Source organism: Liquorilactobacillus sicerae, from assembly GCF_029916425.1.
Taxonomy (GTDB): domain Bacteria; phylum Bacillota; class Bacilli; order Lactobacillales; family Lactobacillaceae; genus Liquorilactobacillus; species Liquorilactobacillus sicerae.
This window is the reverse complement of sequence record NZ_JAHAVQ010000335.1, coordinates 1-403: the sequence shown is the minus strand read 5'-3', so window position 1 is coordinate 403 and position 403 is coordinate 1. Positions and strand designations below refer to the sequence as shown.

The window sequence follows — 403 nt, the reverse complement described above, 5'->3', positions numbered from 1 at the left end:
ACCGCAATACAACCATTCCAACTTCTAAGTCGCAGGTTTTCTCAACTGCTGCTGATAACCAACCGGCTGTTGATATTCACGTTTTACAAGGTGAACGTCCGATGGCGGCTGACAACAAGACACTTGGTAATTTTCAATTGACGGATATTCCTGCAGCGCCACGTGGTGTACCACAAATTGAAGTTAGCTTCGATATTGATCGTAATGGAATTGTTTCAGTTTCTGCTAAGGATAAAGGAACTGGTAAGAGCCAAAAAATTACGATTCAAAATCCTGGTAGTCTTTCCAAAGACGAAATCAATAAGATGGTTAAAGATGCCGAATCCAACGAAGAAGCTGATAAGAAAAAGAAAGATGAAGTCGACTTGCATAACCAAGTTGATCAATTGATTTTCTCCAGCGA

At 40.4% G+C, this 403-nt stretch carries 1 protein-coding gene; it reads left to right on the top strand.

The features are described from left to right. The coding region (locus KH893_RS12715; protein ID WP_281166388.1) for an Hsp70 family protein at positions 1-403 on the top strand (403 nt) is incomplete at both ends.